The 15,794-nt window shown below is 66.1% G+C and carries 16 protein-coding genes and 1 tRNA gene; 14 read left to right on the top strand and 3 right to left on the bottom strand.

Going from position 1 to position 15,794, the window contains the following annotated elements; all coding sequences use genetic code 11:
• The first annotated feature begins 43 nt into the window (after nt 1-43).
• From VGE49_RS08070 to VGE49_RS08060, 3 genes are all read left to right on the top strand, one after another.
• On the top strand, nt 44-805 hold the full coding sequence (locus VGE49_RS08070; protein WP_331034045.1) for a creatininase family protein: 762 nt from the start codon (nt 44-46) through the stop codon (nt 803-805).
• Between the two features lie 55 nt (nt 806-860).
• Entirely contained in the window at nt 861-1,322 is a 462-nt protein-coding gene (locus VGE49_RS08065) for a phasin family protein (protein WP_331034044.1), read from the top strand.
• Nucleotides 1,323-1,405: 83 nt separating this feature from the next.
• The gene (locus VGE49_RS08060; RefSeq protein ID WP_331034043.1) at nt 1,406-1,567 is read left to right on the top strand and encodes a hypothetical protein; all 162 of its coding nucleotides are present in this window, start codon (nt 1,406-1,408) and stop codon (nt 1,565-1,567) included.
• An 8-nt stretch (nt 1,568-1,575) separates the two neighbouring features.
• Here VGE49_RS08060 and VGE49_RS08055 read toward each other — a convergent pair whose 3' ends face one another.
• From VGE49_RS08055 to tsaD, 3 genes are read right to left on the bottom strand one after another with little or no spacing between them, the layout of a single operon-like run.
• On the bottom strand, nt 1,576-1,962 hold the full coding sequence (locus VGE49_RS08055; protein ID WP_331034042.1) for a Rieske (2Fe-2S) protein: 387 nt from the start codon (nt 1,960-1,962) through the stop codon (nt 1,576-1,578).
• Nucleotides 1,962-2,960: an NAD(P)H-dependent glycerol-3-phosphate dehydrogenase gene (locus VGE49_RS08050; RefSeq protein WP_331034041.1), complete on the bottom strand. Its 999-nt coding sequence runs from the start codon at nt 2,958-2,960 to the stop codon at nt 1,962-1,964. The genes VGE49_RS08055 and VGE49_RS08050 overlap by 1 nt, the downstream gene beginning before the upstream one ends.
• A gap of 41 nt (nt 2,961-3,001) precedes the next feature.
• Complete coding sequence (gene tsaD, locus VGE49_RS08045) at nt 3,002-4,159, bottom strand: tRNA (adenosine(37)-N6)-threonylcarbamoyltransferase complex transferase subunit TsaD (protein WP_331034040.1); 1,158 nt, start codon at nt 4,157-4,159, stop codon at nt 3,002-3,004.
• Nucleotides 4,160-4,210: 51 nt separating this feature from the next.
• Here tsaD and hemC point away from each other — a divergent pair, with 51 nt between their 5' ends.
• The 11 genes from hemC to metK form a co-directional block, all read left to right on the top strand.
• Nucleotides 4,211-5,161, top strand: a complete 951-nt coding sequence (hemC, locus tag VGE49_RS08040; RefSeq protein ID WP_331034039.1) for a hydroxymethylbilane synthase — start codon at nt 4,211-4,213, stop codon at nt 5,159-5,161.
• Between the two features lie 3 nt (nt 5,162-5,164).
• Nucleotides 5,165-5,872, top strand: a complete 708-nt coding sequence (locus tag VGE49_RS08035) for a uroporphyrinogen-III synthase (RefSeq protein ID WP_331034038.1) — start codon at nt 5,165-5,167, stop codon at nt 5,870-5,872.
• A 50-nt stretch (nt 5,873-5,922) separates the two neighbouring features.
• Nucleotides 5,923-5,998: transfer RNA gene (locus tag VGE49_RS08030), tRNA-Thr, on the top strand.
• A 165-nt stretch (nt 5,999-6,163) separates the two neighbouring features.
• On the top strand, nt 6,164-7,384 hold the full coding sequence (locus VGE49_RS08025) for a tyrosine-type recombinase/integrase (RefSeq protein WP_331034037.1): 1,221 nt from the start codon (nt 6,164-6,166) through the stop codon (nt 7,382-7,384).
• 79 nt (nt 7,385-7,463) lie between these two features.
• Nucleotides 7,464-8,159, top strand: a complete 696-nt coding sequence (locus VGE49_RS08020) for a hypothetical protein (RefSeq protein ID WP_331034036.1) — start codon at nt 7,464-7,466, stop codon at nt 8,157-8,159.
• Nucleotides 8,160-8,390: 231 nt separating this feature from the next.
• Nucleotides 8,391-8,555 carry a helix-turn-helix domain-containing protein gene (locus tag VGE49_RS08015; RefSeq protein ID WP_331034035.1) on the top strand — a complete coding sequence of 55 codons (165 nt, stop codon included), beginning with the start codon at nt 8,391-8,393 and terminating at the stop codon, nt 8,553-8,555.
• 12 nt (nt 8,556-8,567) lie between these two features.
• On the top strand, nt 8,568-9,026 hold the full coding sequence (locus tag VGE49_RS08010; protein WP_331034034.1) for a helix-turn-helix domain-containing protein: 459 nt from the start codon (nt 8,568-8,570) through the stop codon (nt 9,024-9,026).
• Nucleotides 9,027-9,043: 17 nt separating this feature from the next.
• The gene (locus tag VGE49_RS08005) at nt 9,044-10,159 is read left to right on the top strand and encodes a tyrosine-type recombinase/integrase (protein ID WP_331034033.1); all 1,116 of its coding nucleotides are present in this window, start codon (nt 9,044-9,046) and stop codon (nt 10,157-10,159) included.
• 38 nt (nt 10,160-10,197) lie between these two features.
• A complete protein-coding gene (locus VGE49_RS08000; RefSeq protein WP_331034032.1) occupies nt 10,198-11,985 on the top strand; it encodes a site-specific DNA-methyltransferase in 1,788 nt (595 codons plus the stop codon).
• Between the two features lie 3 nt (nt 11,986-11,988).
• Nucleotides 11,989-14,619, top strand: coding sequence for a DEAD/DEAH box helicase (locus VGE49_RS07995; RefSeq protein WP_331034031.1), 2,631 nt, complete (start codon nt 11,989-11,991; stop codon nt 14,617-14,619).
• Nucleotides 14,620-14,978: 359 nt separating this feature from the next.
• On the top strand, nt 14,979-15,794 hold an 816-nt coding region (gene metK, locus VGE49_RS07990; protein ID WP_331034030.1), incomplete at its 3' end, for a methionine adenosyltransferase.

Below are 15,794 nucleotides of genomic sequence, written 5' to 3'. Positions count from 1 at the left end.
TCGGCGTAAAGGCCCGGCAAGCCCTGTCCCTGCGGAGTCCCCCATGCTGATCCACCTGTCGTCCTGGCCCGAGATCGACGCGCGCCTGAAATCCGGCGCCGCCCTGTCCAAGACGGTGATCGTGCCGATCGGCTCGAACGAGCAGCACGGCCCCACGGGCCTTCTGGGCACCGACTGGCTCTGCCCCGAGATCATCGCCCACGCCGCCGAGAAGGGCGACGAGCGCCTGATCATCGCCCCGACCTTCAACATCGGCATGGCCCAGCACCACCTGGCCTTCCCGGGCACCATCTCGCTTCGCCCCTCGACCTTCATGGCCGCCATCACCGACTGGGTGTCGTCCCTGGCCCGTCACGGCTTCGAGCGCATCTATTTCCTCAACGGCCACGGCGGCAACGTCGCCACCATCGAGGCCACCTTCTCGGAGATCTACGCCGAGTGGTCCTATGTCGAGGAGCAGCCGCCCTTCGTGCTGAAGCTGCGCAACTGGTGGGACCTGCCCGGCGTGCACAAGCTGTGCGAGGAGATCTTTCCCGTCGGCCACGGCGCCCACGCCACCCCGTCGGAAATCGCCGTCACCCAGGCCGCCTATCCCGACCATATCAAGATCGCCGACTACAGCCCCAGGATCGCCCCCATGGGTCCGATCCGCGACGCCCTGGACTACCGCGCCCGCTTCCCCGACGGCCGCATCGGCTCCGACCCGGCCCAGGCCAGCCCGGAGAAGGGCCAGCGCATCATCGACGCCTCCATGCCGGCCCTGATCGAGGACGTCTCGGCCTTCGCCGCCGAAGTCCTGCCCTGAAACAAGCGGGCCTGATCCGCTTGCTCGACGAGCGGAACAGGCCCAGGCTCCTGGCATGAACCCCATCGATCGCGCCGCCCGCACCGCCCGCGCCGGACAGGAGACCGCCGAGGCCTCGGCCCAGGTCATCGCCCGCCGTCTGGCCATCCTGGGCGAGGCCCTGGCCGACCCCCTGAACGCGGACCACGCCGAGCTCGGCCGCATGGGGACGGAAAAGGTCGAGGCTCTGACGGCCTCGGCCGGGGCCGTGGCGGCCGGCGCCCTGGATCTGGCCGACCAGGGCCGCCGCATCGCCGACCGCGAAGGGCTGGAGGCCCAGGCCCATCTGACGCGGCTGGCGCGCGCCGACAGCCTGGCCGGAGCCGCCGCCTTGCAGGCCGCCTGGGGCATGGGCGTCTGGTCGCGCGCTCTCGCCGACGGCTGGAGCCTGGGCGGCGCCCTGCTCAAGACCCAGGCCGAGGCCTTGTCGCCGATCCACGCCGCCGCCGTGGCCAACGCCCGGCGGCTGAAACCCTAGTTCGAGGTCCGGCGCCGCAAGGCGTGATGGAACGCCGCCTGCCGGACGGTGTTGCTTGCTGGAGTCCAGCAAGGGAGGCCGACATGGCCGACGACCCCAAGAAGACCGACCCCCATCCCGGCATGATGGGCGACGGCACCGAGGAACAGAACCTCAACCAGCCCGGCGACCCGTCCAAGCGGATCACCGAGGAAGAGGTCGACGACGCCTTCACCAAGGACCCGAAGATCGTCCCGAAGAAATAGCCGCGCCCTCAGGCGGTGCGGATGATCCCGTCCCTGGCCTCGACCGGCCAGGGCGTCAGCTTGCCGCCCGCGCACGGTCCGCCGACGCAGGCCCCCGACAGCGGCTCGAAGACAGCCCCGTGCCAGCCGCACATGATCAGCGACCCGTCCGGCGTCAGATAGCGGTCCAGCTCCATGGCGATGGGGAAACCCGCGTGCGGGCAGCGGTCGACCCAGCCGGCGACCTCGCCGTCCTTCCTGACCACGAAGCCGTGGAAGAAGGCCTCGCCGATCTGCAGCACGAAACCGCGCGAGCCGGGATCATTGATGTCGGCCTCGGCGCACAGGGGCACGTTCGCCGGCGTCGTCCAGACGCGCTTGCGCTCTTCCGGCGCGGCTTCCTCTGCTTCGGACACTATTCGCGTTCGGGCTTGAGCGGCCGGGTCAGCAGGGCCTCGATGGCGGCGTCCACCGTGGTCTCGCCCGCCAGGACGGCGGCGACAGCTTCACAGATGGGGGTTTCGACGCCCAGCTTGCGGGTCAGTTCGCGCACGGCGGGCGCGCTCTCATAGCCCTCGGCCACCGACCGCTTGCCGGCCAGGGCCTGTTCGACGCTCATCCCCTGCCCCAGGGCCAGGCCCAGGCTCATGTTGCGCGACTGCGGGCTGGAGCAGGTCAGGACCAGGTCGCCCAGACCGCACAGGCCGGCCACCGTCTCGGCCTTGCCGCCCAGGGCCTGGGCCACGCGGACGATCTCGGCGAAGCCGCGGGTGATGACGGCGGCGTGGGCGCTGCGGCCCAGTTCGCGCCCCTCGACGATGCCGCAGGCGATGGCCAGGACGTTCTTCAGCGCCCCGCCCGTCTCGGCCCCGATCAGGTCGTCGGCCAGATAGGGGCGGAAGACCGGCCCCGACAGGGCCGTGGCCAGGGCGACCGCCATCTCCTCGTCCTCGCAGGCCACCGTGACCGCGCTGGGCAGGCCGCGCGCCACCTCGGCGGCGAAGCTGGGGCCCGACAGGACGGCGGGCGTGGCCGCCGGAATGGTCTCGGCCAGGACCTCGGTCATCAGCTTCAGCGAGCCGCGCTCGATGCCCTTGGCGCACAGGACGATGGGCAGGCCGGGCCGGGCGTAGGGGGCAAAGGCCGCCAGGGTCGCGCGCATGTGCTGAGCCGGCGGCACCGCCAGAATCAGGTCGCAGTCCGCCAGGTCGGCCAGGTCCGAGGTGACGTTGATCGCCGCGTCCAGCTCGATGCCCGGCAGGAAGGCGTCGTTCATCCGCCGCGTGCGGATGCTCTCGATCACCTCGGGCTCGCGCGCCTGCAGCACGACCGCCAGGCCCGCCGCCGCCGCGCTCTGCGCCAGGGCCGTGCCCCAGGCGCCGCCGCCAATTACGCCTGCCGTATGAAATTCCATGTCTTCTCCGGTCCCCCGACCACCGCTCGAACCCAGGCCGATCAAGCCTTGGCGCCCTTGCGGCCCGTTTTCTTGTGCACAGGATCGGCGTTCGCGCGCGCCTCGTCCAGAGGCCATCGCGGCCGGGCGGCGACATCGATGTCCGAGGTCAGGCCTTGTTCCAGCCGTTCCGCCCCCGCCAGGGCGATCATGGCCGCGTTGTCGGTGCAATAGGCCAGCGGCGGCGCCAGGAAGCTGAAGCCATGCCTGGTCGCCAGATCCTCCAGCGTGCGGCGGATGGTCTTGTTGGCCGCGACCCCGCCCGCCACCACGAAACGACGCGCCTCGTGCTGTTCGGCATAGGCGGTCATGGCGCGCTCGGTCCGCTCGGCCAGTTGGCGCGCGATGGCCTTCTGCACCGCGTCGGCCAGATCGGCCCGGTCCTGCTCGCTCTCGCAGGTCTGGGCCAGCCGCGAGGCCGCCGTCTTCAGCCCCGAGAAGGAGAAGTCGCAGTCCTTCCGCCCCAGCAGGGCGCGCGGCAGGTCGAAGCGCGACCCGTCCCCGGACGCGGCCAGCTTCTCCAGCGCCGGCCCGCCGGGATAGCCCAGCCCCATGGCCTTGGCGATCTTGTCGAAGGCCTCGCCCGCCGCGTCGTCGATGGTGGTGCCCAGCCGGCTCATGTCGCCGATGCCGCGCACCTCCAGCAGCTGGCAGTGCCCGCCCGAGACCAGCAGCAGCAGGAAGGGATAGGCGGTCTCCGCCCCCAGCCGCGCCGAGACGGCGTGGCCCTCCAGATGGTTGACCGCGATCAGCGGCAGGTCGCGCGCCAGGGCCACCGCCTTGCCGTAGCTCAGCCCCACCATGACCCCGCCGACCAGACCCGGCCCGGCCGTCGCCGCCACCCCGTCCAGGGCGGCGTAGTCGATCCCGGCCTCGCTCATGGCCCGGCGCGCCACCCCGTCGATCATCTCGACATGGCTGCGAGCGGCGATTTCCGGCACCACCCCGCCATAGGCCGCGTGCTCGTCGATCTGGCTGTGAATGACGCTGGACAGGACCTCGGCCCCGGCCGCCGACAGGCGCACCACCGAGGCGGCGGTCTCGTCGCAGCTGGTCTCCAGGCCCAGAACGATCAGCCCGCCGTCGGGGGCGCGGCCGTCCGTTCCGTCCGGCTTGGTTGCCCCCGTCGTTCCGCTGCTATAGTCCGCGCCTGTGTTCATCGGGTCCGAGGTAGCGGCCCGGTTCCCCTTTCGCAACGGCTGCGCGACCCCATGACCCCGCTTCTTCGCATCGGCACCCGCCGCTCCAGGCTGGCCCTGGCCCAGTCCGGCATGATGCAGCGCGCCATCGGCCGCGCCCTGGGCGTCGCCGACGACCAGATCGAGCAACTCGTCCCCCTGGTCGAGATCGTCACCACCGGCGACCGGATTCAGGACCGCCGCCTGCTGGAAGTCGGCGGCAAGGCCCTGTTCACCAAGGAGATCGAGGAGGCCCTGCTGGACGGCCGCGTCGACGTCGCCATCCACTCGATGAAGGACGTCCCCGCCGAACAGCCCGCAGGTCTGGCCATCGCCGCCGTGCCCGAACGCGAGGACGCCCGCGACGGCTTCATCAGCGAGCATTTCGCCACCTTCGCCGACCTGCCCCACGGCGCCCGCCTCGGCACCGCCTCCCTGCGGCGTCAGGCCCAGGCCCTGGCCCTGCGCCCCGACCTGCGGATCGAGATGCTGCGCGGCAATGTCGACACCCGTCTGAAGCGGCTCAAGGACGGCGACTTCGACGCCATCCTCCTGGCCTGCTCGGGCCTGAATCGTCTGGGCTTCTCCGAGGTCATCCGCGAGCGCCTGTCGCTCGACGATTTCCTGCCCGCCCCGGGTCAGGGCGCCCTGGCCATCCAGACGCGCGAAGACGACGCCGACGCCGACTGGACCCGCGCCCTCAACCACGACCTGACGGCGCTTTGCGTCGCCGCCGAGCGCGGCGCCATGACCGCGCTGGAAGGTTCGTGCCGCACCGCCGTCGGCGCCCACGCCGTGATCGAGGGCGACGTCCTGCATCTGACCACCGAAATGCTCAGCCCCGACGGCTCGGCCCGCTGGCGTCGCGTCGGGGACATCTCGGGCGTCACGACCGCGACCGCCCTCGACCATGTCCGCGGCCTGGGCCTTCGCCTCGGCGGCGAGGTTCACGCCGAGGCCGGCGACCAGAAGATCGACCTCTAGGCCATGCGGCCGATCCGCCGCGTCTGGATCACCCGCGCCCAGCCCGGCGCCGCGCGCACCGCCGTCCGGCTGACGGCGCTCGGCTTCACGCCCGTCGTCGCACCCCTGCTGGCCATCCGCCCCCTGCCCGAGGCCCTGCCCCGTTTCTTGGGCGCCGCGCCCGACCTGACCACCGTCGCCGCCCTGGCCTTCACCAGCCCCAATGGCGTCGCGGCCTTCGCCGCCCTGACGCCCGACCTGCGCGACCGCCCCGTCTTCGCCGTCGGCGACGCCACCGCCGAGGCCGCCCGCGACGCCGGCTTCGCCGACGCCCGCTCGGCCGCCGGCGACATCCACGCCCTGGCCGCCCTCATCGCCGCCACGCCCATCGACGGCCTGATCCTCGCCCCCGGCGCCCGCGAGCCCGCCGGCGACCTGCCCGCCCTTCTGCCGGGCCGCACGATCCAGCGCCTGCCGGTCTACGCCGCCGAGGAAACCGGCGCTGTCCCGCCCCCCGATTTCGACGCGGTCCTGCTCCACTCCCCCCGCGCCGCCCGCGCCCTCGCCGCCGCCTTGCCGTCCCAGGCCGCTCGAAACCGCCTCGCCGTCTGCATTTCCGACGCCGCCGTCGCCCCGCTGGCGGCCCACAGCTTCGCCGAAATCCGCGTCGCCGACGCGCCCGATGAAACATCCCTGCTGACAGTGCTTGGCAAGTCCGCCGGACCCGTATAAAGAGCCCACCTCGCGCGGCTCTCCGACACATGTCCGAGCCGCCGACCGGAGCCGCTTTAGCTCAGCCGGTAGAGCACATCATTCGTAATGATGGGGTCAGGTGTTCGAGTCACCTAAGCGGCACCACCACCCTGTGCGCCAAGGTGCGTCGGTGGTTGAAAAAATCAAGAAATTATAGGATACTAGGCCTTCGTTTGGGTGCTGGTGGTCGCCAGCGTTCGCCGTTAATCGGCCGAGAATGGGGGCTCTTGTGGGGGCCTGCACGAAGGCCCTCGATAAAAGGCCCCCAAGTTGGCACTGACTGACTCAGCCATCCGCGCCCTGAAGCCCCGCGAGCGGGCCTATAAGGTCTCCGACGAAAAGGGCCTCTATCTTCAGGTCACACCGGCTGGCGGGCGGCTATGGCGGCTGAAATTCCGCGCTTCCGGCGGAGTTGAAAAGAAGCTGTCGTTTGGGGGTTATCCCGAGATCAGCCTGAAGGAAGCCCGCGAGATGAGGGATCAGGCAAGGTCGATGATCGCCAACGGCGGCGATCCGGCCGACAAGAAGCGCCGCGACAAACGCGCCGCCAAGGTCAGCGCCGACAACACCTTCAGCGCGGTTGCCAAGGACTATATCGCCAAGAATCGACGTGACGGCCTTTCCGAGGCGACGGTGGCGAAGCGCGAATGGTTTGTCCGGCTGGTTCAGCGGAGCTTGGGCGGGCGGCCCGTGTCCGAGATTCAGCCTTTCGAAATTCTGGATGCGGTTCGGCCGTTCGAGGCCGCCAAGAACGATGAGAAGGCCCATCGAACCCTCCAATTCATCGGTCAGGTGTTTCGTTACGCGGTCGCCAACCAGTTTGCGGCCAGCGACCCGACACGCGACCTGCGGGGTGCCCTGGCGAGTCGTAAGCCCAAGAATCTGGCGGCGATCCTGGAGCCGAAGGCCGTCGGCGAGCTTCTTCGTAATATCGACGGCTATGAAGGCTCGCCGCTGACCACGCTGGCGCTTCAGCTTTCGCCCCTTGTGTTCGTCCGTCCCGGCGAGTTGCGCCGCGCGGAATGGGCTGAGATCGATCTGGACGCAGCGGTGTGGCGCATCCCGGCGGCGAAGATGAAGGCGAGGATCGAACACGTCGTGCCCTTGAGTCGTCAGGCCGTTGCGATCCTGCGTCAAGCCGCCGACCTGACCGGTGGCGGCCGCTATGTCTTCCCGTCGATCCGGTCACGCTTCGATCCGATGTCAGAAAACACCGTCAACGCCGCCCTGCGCCGTCTTGGCTACACGGGCGACGAGATGACCGCGCACGGGTTTCGTTCGACCGCCAGCACGCTGCTGAATGAGTCGGGCAAATGGTCGCCGGATGCCATTGAGCGCGCTCTGGCGCACAAGGGGAAAGACCTCGTCCGCGCCGCTTACCACCGAGGCGCACATTGGCAGGAGCGCGTGCTGATGGCGCAGTGGTGGGGCGACTATCTGGACGGGTTGAAAGAGGGCGGGGAGATCGTTCGCCTTAGCCGCACGGCGTGACGCGGTAAGACCGTTTTTTGCCAACCATCGGCGAACAGTGGCACACTCGCCGTCGCGATTGCTTGGCGAGGGGCGACAAGTGCAACCGATCGATTATTGGAAGCTGTGTTCGCAGTATTCCATAGTTCAGGCCGCCTTGCTGACGTGTGGCCATATTCCTGATGATTATCAATACAATGTCGAAGGGCAAACGAACACGCCTGCTGGCTATGTCGCAGTTAGAAGCGCGCTTTACAACGCGGTAAAGAGCGGTCGTCTGAAAGCAACGGAGCGCCCGAATCTGGATGAGGACGGCAACCCCTATGGCATAGACGTCCACGAGACGGTGATTGATGTTGGCGATCTTGCCCAGTTTTTTCGGTCGAGTGGGCATGAAGCGCCGTTCTTCGACCGCCCTTCAAATAGCCAGGCGGGTCTACCGGGTGGACCGCCGTATCCCCCCAAGCTGGCGGCGGCCAACAAGGCGTGGGCCGCTGTTACGGCTGATCCCAGACTGCTCGCAGGCAAGTCGCCAAAACAGGCGCTGGAGAAGTGGTTGAGCGAAAACGCCGCCGATCTTCAGCTTCTCAATCGGGACGGGACAGTCAATCGCACCGGTATTGAAGAGATCTGCAAGGTGGCGAACTGGAAGCCGTCGGGTGGGGCAACCCCGACCCCTTCCCTCACCGAGCCTTTGCAATCAGCCCCGCTGGTTCGTCTTCCGGCCCCCAGAAACGAATTGCCGTTTTCAACGGCGCGCGAAATCTACGATCTGGATGACGACATCCCGTTCTAGAAGCCGCCGTTCAGATAACCACCGTCGGGTTTCGTTCAAACCTCCCCTTGGCTGACGCAGAACCCGCCCCCGGCTTCATCACAGCCCACCCCCCGCTAAGACGTGGTGACGGATGACTGTCAGGCAGGTATATCCCATTGACTGGGTTGTGTTTTTATCGAGCCGCCCCGCTATTCCCGATCACCGAGGCACCACAGTTTGTTGGCGTTCACCAGCAAACGGAGGCGCTCAATGGAGCCCCTGGCCTTATCCATCAACGACACCGCCAAGACCCTGAGCCTTGGTCGAACCTCGATCTATGCCTTGATCCGTGAGGGGCGGCTGGAGGCGATCAAGCTGGGCCGCCGCACTCTGATCAAGTCCGCATCCGTGCGGCGTCTCATGGACGGCGAATAGGAACGGCCGGGCATGGCATGGCCCAATCCCCGACTGGCGAAGCTGAACCGCTCCTACACCGTGGACGAGTTGGCGGGCCTTTACGGCGTGCATCGCAACACAGTCCGGGCATGGTTCAAGGCCGGGCTTCCCGCCATCGATGACCACCGACCGATGATGTTTCAGGGACGAGCCTTGCGCGTCTTCCTGCAAGCCCGTCGGGACCGGGCCAAGCGCCCCTGCCAGCCCGGCACCCTGTATTGCTGCAAATGCCGCGCGCCGCGCGAGCCTGCCCCCGGATCGGCGGTGTTCGATGCCCGAGCGACCGGAGCCGGAACCCTGCGCGCCCTCTGTGTCACCTGTGGGTGTCGGATGTTCCGGCGAACCCGTCAGTCGAGCCTGGCGGACATCATGCCGCAAATCCCCGTCCGGATCGTGGAGGCGGTGCTGCACATAGAAGAGCGCCCGACCCCCTCCGCAATCCGTGCCTAACGACAGGACGAGACGACATGACCAAGCACAACGCCGCCAACGAGCGGATCAAGCGTGCCCACTTCATCTATCTGCGCGAAGCCCGGCGGCGCAACGATGCGTCGGTGGATGGCGTCGCCAAGGCCCTGGCCCGCTTCGAGGCGTCCACCGGATACCGCGACTTCGGCAAGTTCCACCGGGAACAGGCGGTGGCGTTTAAACGCAAGCTGGATCAACAGACAGGCGAACGCAGCGGCGAGCGCCTCAGCCGCGCCACCGTCCATTCGACCCTTTCGGCGTTGCGGGCCTTTTTCATCTGGCTGGCCGATCAGCCGGGCTACAGGCGAAAGATCAGCTATTCCGATGCGGATTATTTCAACCTGTCGGAAAAGGATGTGCGGATCGCCCGCGCCGTCCGGGAAAAGCCGTTCCCGTCGGTGGAACAGGTCAACCATGTTCTGAGTTGCGCGCCAGCCACCACCGACATCGAAATGCGGGACCGGGCGCTGATCGCGTTCGCCCTTTTGACCGGCGCCCGTGACGGGGCGCTGGCGTCGCTGAAGCTGAAGCATATCGACCTGGTGCAATCGCGGCTGGATCAGGATGCGCGAGAGGTGAAGACGAAATTCTCCAAGACGTTTTCGACCTGGTTCTTTCCGGTTGTCGGTGATGCTCTGCCGATCTTCACCGCTTGGGTTCAGCATCTGCGCCAAGAGCTGTTGTGGGCAGACAGCGACCCCCTGTTCCCGGCCACCCAGATGGGCCTTGGCCCGGACGGCGGGTTCGTGGCGGTGGGGCTGAAACGCGAGCACTGGAGCACGGCCGAACCGATCCGGCGCATCTTCCGGGAGGGGTTCGAGCGGGCGGGCCTGCCCTATTTCAAGCCCCACAGCATCCGCGACACCTTGGTGCAGTTCGGCGAACAGGTCTGCAAGACGCCGGAACAATTCAAGGCCTGGTCGCAGAACCTGGGCCACGAAAAGGTGCTGACCACCTTCACGAGCTACGGCGCGGTGGCATCGCATCGGCAGGCGGCGCTGATCCGTGAACTTGGAGAAAAGGCCACCACCGACGAACCGGCCGGATCGGTGGAGGCGCGGCTGGCCCGAATAGAGGCCTTGATGAGCCCAAGGGCTGTTGGCGCGATGCGCTAGGGGCTGCTATTCGATGCGCTCAACGGGAGGGGCTGCGCGTGACGGAATTGGTCTTCAAGGGCAAGGAATTCGTCTACAACCACCACCTGACCGTGCCGTTTCGCCCGCTGGTTCCCGATGCGACGAAGGGGATCGGCGAACCGGCCCTGGACGGCAATCTGATCATCCACGGCGACAACCTACACGCCCTGAAGGCCCTGTTGCCGACCCATGCGGGCAAGGTGGACTGCATCTACATCGACCCGCCCTACAACACCGGTAACGAGGGTTGGTGCTACAACGACAACGTCAACTCGCCGATGATCAAGGAATGGCTGAAGGCTAATCCTGTGGGAGTTGAAGACGGTCTAAGACACGACAAGTGGGCTTCCATGATGTGGCCGCGCCTTCGTCTACTTAAGGATCTGCTCTCCGATGAGGGGCTGATATTCATTTCTATAAACTCGATCGAACATCCCCTGCTTAGGGGTATCTGTGATGAGATTTTCGGCGCGCCTAATTTCATCGGTGAGTTTATTTGGAAGTCTAGACAAAATAAGGACAATCGTAACGAAAGTGGCATTTCCGACGATCATGAATTCATATTGGTCTATGGAAGCAGTATAGATGGAGAACTTAGGTCGGCTTCTGACTACAAGAATCCGGACAGCGACAAGCGTGGGCCTTGGACAAGCGGCAACATGGTTGGGCTTGCCTCACGGGAAGCGCGGCCGAATCTGCACTACAACCTGATCAATCTGGAAACTGGCGTTGATTATGGCTGTCCTCGTCGCGGCTGGCGTTTCGAGCCCAGCACGATGGCTAAACTAGTCGCGGAGCGGCGAATTCTATGGCCCGAGAAGGCGTCAGGACGCCCGCGGCAAAAGGTTTTTCTTTATGAGATGACCGCTCGGACCAACGTATCGTCTGTGATCGACCTGCCCATATTCACTAGAAGTGGATCATCCGCCCTACGCGCTGTGATGCCGGAGTCAGATTTCGAGTTTCCGAAACCGCCCGAACTTATTCAGCATTTGCTGTCCTTGTTTGAGCGCACTGACCTGACAGTTTTAGACTCATTCGCTGGCTCCGCATCCACTGGGCAGGCAGTTCTGGCTTTGAACCGGAAAGACGGAGGCACTCGTAAATTCATTCTGGTTGAAGGCGAGGGCTACGCCGACACACTGACCGCCGAACGTGTCCGCCGCGTCATCAACGGTTACGCCTTCACCGGCAAACAGCGCGAGGAATTGCTGCGCGAGCCCCTGACCTGGACCAAGCTGAAGAACGCCACCGCCCTGCATGAAAAGGTGCAGCGGTGCGAGACGCTGGACGGTCCCCGGTTCGACCGGATCAAGACAGAGGTGAAGGACGGCGCATTGATCGTCACAGGCGAACGGGACGTGGCCGAAACCACGCCAGGCCTGGGCGGAACCTTCACTTATTGCACCTTGGGCGCGCCCATCGACATGGAGGGCCTGCTGACCGGCGAGGATTTGCCCGCCGTCGAAGCCGTAGCGTCCCTTCTGCACCTCACCGCCACGTCAAAAGCTCTGGACCCCGCCGACATCAAGCCCGCCCCGGACGTGGGCGAAGGCGTGGTGCGGATCGGTGCGGGCGGCGGGCGTCATCTGTGGCTGATCTATCGGCCCGATCTGGAATGGCTGAAGTCCGGGGCGGCGGCCCTGACCCTGACCCGCGCGCGGGCCATAGCGGCGGGTGCGCCGGGCGATCATCTGGTCTTCGCCCCGGCCAAGTTCGTGTCACGCGAACTGCTGGCGTCGGAAAAGCTGGCGGTCGAATATGCGCCCCTGCCGTTCGCCCTTTATCGCGTCGAAACGGCTTAAGCTGTGGCCTTCCGCGAACTCGACTATCAGGCACGGGCGCTGGCGGCGCTGGACGCCTATCTGGTCGCCCTGTCGGCGGAAAAGCCGCGCTATGACAAGGTGACCGCCCTGGCGGCGGCGGACCCCGATCTGGGGCTTGAGCCGCCCCACTATCCGGAAAAGGCCTGGGCGTCGCTGGCCGCCGCCGGGCAACTGCCCCCCAGCCGGGTGCCGCTCGGCTATTCCCAACGGCTCACCGGTGACGGCAAACCCTGCCCCAATGCGACGCTGAAGGTGCCGACGGGCGGGGGAAAAACCTATCTGGCCTGTGCGGGCCTCTCGCGCATTTTCGGCGGCTATCTGAAGGCCAACACGGGCTTTGTGCTGTGGATCGTGCCGAACGAGGCGATCTATAGTCAGACGGTCAAGGCGCTGCGTGACCGCGACCACCCCTATCGCCAGACGTTGGACCGCGCCGCCGCCGGGCGAGTGGTTATCCTGGAAAAGGGCGACGCGCTGAAACGCGCCGACGTGGACGCCAGCCTGTGCGTCATGGTCTTGATGCTGCAATCGTCCAACCGCGAAAACCAGTCCACACTGAAACTGTTCCAAGATCGCGGCGACGTTCACGGCTTCACCCCGCCCGAAGGCGACCAGGCCGCCCACGCCGCCTTGCTGAAGGCCGTGCCCAACCTGACCGCCTATGATCTGGCGGACGGCGGGCCGGGCTGGCCGATGATCAAGGATTCGGTCGGCAACGCGCTGCGGATCATCCGCCCGGTGGTGATCATGGATGAAGGCCAGAAGGCGGTGTCCGAACTGGCGTTCGGCACTCTGTATGGGTTCAATCCCTGCTTTGTGCTGGAACTCAGCGCCACGCCCGTTGATGTGGCGCCCAAGAAGGCGACGGCGACCAAGGCGGGCTCGCCCGGCCGCACCGCCAACATCCTGGTCGAGATCACCGGCCGGGAACTGGAGCGGGAGGGCATGATCAAGATGCCCCTCAATCTGGAGCCTGTGCCTGGAACGGACTGGCAAGCGGCCATGCGCGCGGCCCTGCACCGGTTGAACGGCCTGGCGGCCAGCGCAGAGGCTTATCTAGCCGACGGCGGGCGCTATATCCGACCCATTCTGCTGGTGCAGGTCGAGCGCACGGGGGCCGATCAGGCGGATACCGACATGATCCATGCGGACCATGTGAAGGCCTGGTTGATGAAGGCCGGTCTGGACGAAGCCGAAATCGCCTTCAAGACGGCGGAAATCAACGATCTGGACAAGCCGGAAAACCGCGACCTGCTGTCGCCGAGCTGTCGGGTGCGGGTGGTCATTACCAAGGCCGCCCTGGCCGAAGGGTGGGATTGCCCGTTCGCCTATGTGCTGTGCTCTCTGGCCGCCAACGGGGCGGAGGGGGCCATGACCCAACTGGTCGGCCGCATCCTGCGCCAGCCGCACGCCACAAAGACCGGCGTTGCGGCGCTCGACGAATGCTATGTCTACACGCACCGCGCCGACACCAAGCGCGTCGTGGAAGCGATCAAGGACGGCCTGAGCCGCGACGGCCTTAGCGATCTGGTGCGCGACATCGTCCTGTCCGACGGCGGCGCGGCGGCCGCTTCCGTCAAGCGGGCGGTGCAGCGGCGTGACGCCTTCCGGACCTTTGACATCGCCCTGCCGCAAGTCCTGTGGGTCGATCCGGGGCGGACGGCTCGGCAGATCGACCCGGAGACCGACCTTTACCCGCTGATCGACTGGACGGCGTGTGACATGGCCGCGTTCGCCGACGCGATCCCAAAGGATGCGCGCACCGCTGAAAGCCAGATTGTGCGGCTTCGCACCGCTGCGGCTGCGGGCTTCGAGACAGAAACCCAACGCGGCGAAGAGATCGAACGCCAGTTTGATCCGGCCTTTGCCGTGCGGATGATCAGCGACCTGTCGCCCAATCCCTTTGTCGGGCGGGCCATGGTCGGGGAGGTTCTGGCCAAGCTGAAGGCGCGCGGCTTTGATGAGAGCCTGATCGGGCGGTTATCGGGCTTCATCATCGACGAACTGCGTCGTTATCTCGGCGCATGGCGTGACGCGCAATCGGCCGTGATCTTCCGCGACCGGCTGGCTGATGGTCAAATCCAGTTTCAAATTCGCGGCGACGAGGGCGACTGGATCATGCCCGACCGCGATTGGACCACCGCCGACGAGGCGGCCACGCAACTGGCGGGCCAGACCGGCGCTCCGCTCGAGCGCAGCCTATTCCTGCCGATCTATGCGGCGGACCTGAACAACGATGAACGTAGCGTCGCGGTCTATCTCGACGACACCGCCGCCATCCGGTGGTGGCACCGAAACGGCACGAGCCGGAACAGCTATGCGATCCGGGGCTGGCGACGGGGCAATGTCTATCCTGACTTTGTGTTCGCCGCGCTGAAGGGCGATAGCAGCCAACGAATTGTCGCCTTGGAGTCCAAGGGCGATCAATTGGCGGGGAACCTGGACACGGCCTACAAGACGGCGTTGCTTTCGACCCTGACCAACGCATGGGGTTCGGGCGAGACGCGCGCCCTGGGAAGGGGCGAGATCGACTTTGAAGCGGCGGTGGTTCTTTTCAGCGACATGAAGCTGAAGTTGCCGGTCCTGATCGCGGGTGATGAAAAAACGCCGTAAGCGGCGGGACACTTTGGGTGCTTTTTCACGACATGACGTAGCCAAGGATCGGAACAAAACGGAAAGGTGCAACCCTGTCGTGGGGGCCTTTTTGGGGGCTTGTCGAAATTCAATTCGTAATATTGCAATGTTTTGCAATAGTTTAGTGGCTGAATTCGACGCCCCTAAGCGCACCACTTCCTTCTCCGACATTGATAATACAAGACAATGCGGCTTCGGCCGCAGCGTGGGTCGCCAGGCGTCCGGCCGATCGCCGCCGGCGTCGGCGTTCTGATTCCGCTCCACGTTTCGGTCATCACTTGAACGTATAAGCATATCTTTATATGTCTGTCGGCCTCACCGTCTTGCAGGAGCCTGCCTTGGCCCGTTCGTCGTTTCTGTTCACCTCCGAGAGCGTCTCGGAAGGCCACCCCGACAAGGTCGCGGACCAGATCTCCGACTCCATCGTCGATCTGTTCCTGTCCAAGGACCCCGAGGCGCGCGTGGCGTGCGAGACCCTGACGACGACCAACCTGGTGGTTCTGGCCGGCGAAATCCGCGGCAAGGGCATCATGGATGTCGAGGGCGCCTGGGCCCCCGGCGTCGAGCAGGAGATCGAGGACACGGTGCGCGGCGTGGTGCGCGACATCGGTTATGAGCAGGACGGCTTCCACTGGAAGACCTTCCGCTTCGAGAACAACCTGCACCCGCAGTCGGCCCACATCGCCCAGGGCGTCGACGCCGGCGAGGACAAGGACGAGGGCGCGGGCGACCAGGGCATCATGTTCGGCTACGCCTCGAACGAGACGCCCGAGCTGATGCCGGCCACCCTGCAGTACAGCCACAACATCCTGAAGGCCCTGGCCGACGCCCGTCACTCGGGCCAGGAGCCGGGCCTGGAGCCCGACGCCAAGAGCCAGGTGACGCTCTTCTACGAAAACGGTCGTCCGACGCGTGCGACCTCCATCGTCGTCTCGACCCAGCACAAGGCCGGCCTCAGCCAGGACCAGGTCGCAGCCATCGTCAAACCCTATGTCGAGAAGGTGCTGCCGCAAGGCTTCATCACCAACGAGACCGAGTGGCACATCAACCCGACCGGCACCTTCGTCATCGGCGGGCCTGACGGCGACGCCGGCGTGACCGGCCGCAAGATCATCGTCGACACCTACGGCGGCGCGGCCCCGCACGGCGGCGGC

It is taken from the genome of Brevundimonas sp. (assembly GCF_036405315.1).
Lineage (GTDB): Bacteria > Pseudomonadota > Alphaproteobacteria > Caulobacterales > Caulobacteraceae > Brevundimonas.
This window is presented reverse-complemented; position numbering and strand designations above follow the sequence as displayed.